The organism is uncultured Pseudoramibacter sp., assembly GCF_903789625.1.
In the GTDB taxonomy this organism is placed as follows: Bacteria; Bacillota; Clostridia; order Eubacteriales; family Eubacteriaceae; genus Pseudoramibacter; species Pseudoramibacter fermentans.
In genome coordinates, this window is sequence record NZ_CAIFFF010000010.1 from 60,183 (window position 1) to 62,450 (window position 2,268).

Here is a 2,268-nt window from a genome sequence, read left to right on the forward strand (position 1 = left end):
TTTTTGTTAATTTTATTTTCTCACCTTTTTCTAAGGTTGTCAAGTTATAATTGTATTAAAATTCTTTTACATGCTATAATGTAAATAAATATAAATGTATAAATGAGATGGATATTCAATGAAAAAAGAAAAAGCAACCACAACTCAAACTAAAGAGCCAGTCATCACCAAAGGAAAGCGCATTCGCAGCCTTCGGATGCAGCGCGGTTTCCGTCAGGAACAGCTGGCCCGCATCATCGGTGTTTCCAAACAGACCATGTACAAATACGAATTCGACATTGTCACCAACATTCCGTCGGATAAAATTGAAGCTCTCGCCGAAGTGCTCGGTGTCTCTCCCGCGTACATCATGGGCTGGACCCGCGACGCCGATCCAAGCCTGCTGCTCCGAAATCACCTTTCTGAACCTGAAGGTCTCTACAAATACAATTGTCTCGACGAACATGGCAAGCTGGCTGTCGACACGATCTTAAATCTCGAGTACGAACGCTGCAGCGGCCACGGTGACGGTGATCCCATTCAGGACATCAAACTCGGAGATCAATAAAATTTAATTTTGCATACTTACCTTTCACTCTGTGTCCCGTACACACCCATTGCTTGTTTTTCAATGATATTTTCGCTACAATAAAGGGAAATTGTTGAAAGGAATTTCCTATTTATGCGCACTGAAAAAAAAGCTGCCGTCCAGAATGGCGTCGCTAGACTGGTGCTCACCGTCGCAATTATTGCGCTGGAGTTTTATGTACTATACGCCGTTTTTGTCAAACTCTATACCGCTTTCGCTTGGATTCACACCTGTGTGCGCATCGCGTCGCTGATCGTCAGTATTATCATTTTTGGCGAACGCCGCAACGCTGGTATCAAAATGCCGTGGATCATTTTAATCCTGCTCTTTCCGGAATTTGGGCTTTTACTGTACACGCTCGGCGGGCGGATCAACGTCACCAAGCCCATGCGCAAGCGTTACGCGGCCATCGACAAGCTGCTGCACCCGATGATGGCGCAGGACGCTGCCGTCGCCAAAAAGCTTCGGGAAACCGATCCGGCGCTGGCCAATATCTGCCACTACGTCCGCCATTACGGCCCCTACCCGGTCTACGACAATACGGCCGTTCAATTTTACGATATGGCGGATCAGGCCCTCGAGGCCATGAAGGCCGATCTGCGCCGCGCCGAGCATTTTATCTTTATGGAATACTTCGCGATCGAAGACGCAGAAGCCTTCGCCGGCATCTACCACATCCTCAGACAAAAGGTTAAGGAAGGGGTCGAGGTGCGCCTGTTCTACGACGATATCGGCAGCATCGGCTTCATCAACCAGAGCTTCATCAAGAAAATGGCCGCCGACGGTATCCAGTGCCGGGATTTCAATCCGGTCATTCCCTTCCTCAATGTGTTTATGAACAACCGCGATCACCGCAAATTCACGGTTATCGACGGGAAGGTCGCTTACTCCGGCGGCTACAACCTCGCCAACGAATACTTCAACATCACCCACCCCTACGGCTATTGGAAGGACACCGGCATCCGCCTCGAGGGCTCTGCTGTGCGCTCCTTCACGCTGATGTTTTTCGAAATGTGGAACGCCGTCAAAAACACCGACACCCCGGACGAAATCGACACGAAATACTTCGCCCCCTGGGAACCGGTCGAAGGCGCCGAGGGCTACGTCCAGCCCTACGCTGACAGTCCCTTGGACTTTGAACACGTCGGCGAAGACGTCTACCTGAACCTGATCAAGAACGCCAAGCATTATTTCTACCTGACGACGCCCTATTTGATCCTCACCGACGAAATGTCCCGGGAGCTCGGCTTAGCGGCCAAGCGCGGCGTCGACGTGCGCATCATCACCCCTGGCGTACCGGACAAGCCCCTCGTCTACGCGCTGACCCGGTCCTATTATTCCCAGCTGGTGCAGAACGGCGTGCGCATCTTCGAATACCAGCCCGGCTTTATCCACGCGAAGCAATGTGTCTGCGACGGCGAGGCCGCGACGGTCGGCACGATCAATTTGGATTACCGCAGCCTATATCTGCATTTCGAGTGCGGCGTCCAGCTGATCAAGGTGCCGGTGATTCAGGACATCCTCGCCGATTTCAACCACACCTTCACCCTATGCCACGAGGTCACCCAGACCTATCAGCGCGAACGCCTGCCGCTGATCCGCCAGTTCGTCCACGCTTTTCTCAGACTTTTCGCACCGTTGCTTTAAAGTCGCGACCACCCGTAAAACGGGTGGCTCGCTCTAAGGCTATAAGCCTTTAA

2 protein-coding genes are annotated in these 2,268 nt (G+C 51.7%); both read left to right on the forward strand.

Annotated features, from left to right (window positions below; genetic code table 11):
- Positions 1 to 118: 118 nt before the first annotated feature.
- Complete coding sequence (locus QZX60_RS06845; RefSeq protein ID WP_295362813.1) at positions 119 to 547, forward strand: helix-turn-helix domain-containing protein; 429 nt, start codon at positions 119 to 121, stop codon at positions 545 to 547.
- Between the two features lie 114 nt (positions 548 to 661).
- Positions 662 to 2,215 (forward strand): cardiolipin synthase, encoded by a 1,554-nt coding sequence (gene cls, locus QZX60_RS06850; protein ID WP_295362816.1) that lies wholly within the window; start codon positions 662 to 664, stop codon positions 2,213 to 2,215.
- The last annotated feature ends 53 nt before the right edge of the window (positions 2,216 to 2,268 follow it).

Bases quoted from the DNA above. Each gene is read 5' to 3' on its own strand.
- cls (WP_295362816.1), top strand. From the start codon at position 662: ATGCGCACTGAAAAAAAAGCTGCCGTCCAGAATGGCGTCGCTAGACTG.
- QZX60_RS06845 (WP_295362813.1), top strand. From the start codon at position 119: ATGAAAAAAGAAAAAGCAACCACAACTCAAACTAAAGAGCCAGTCATC.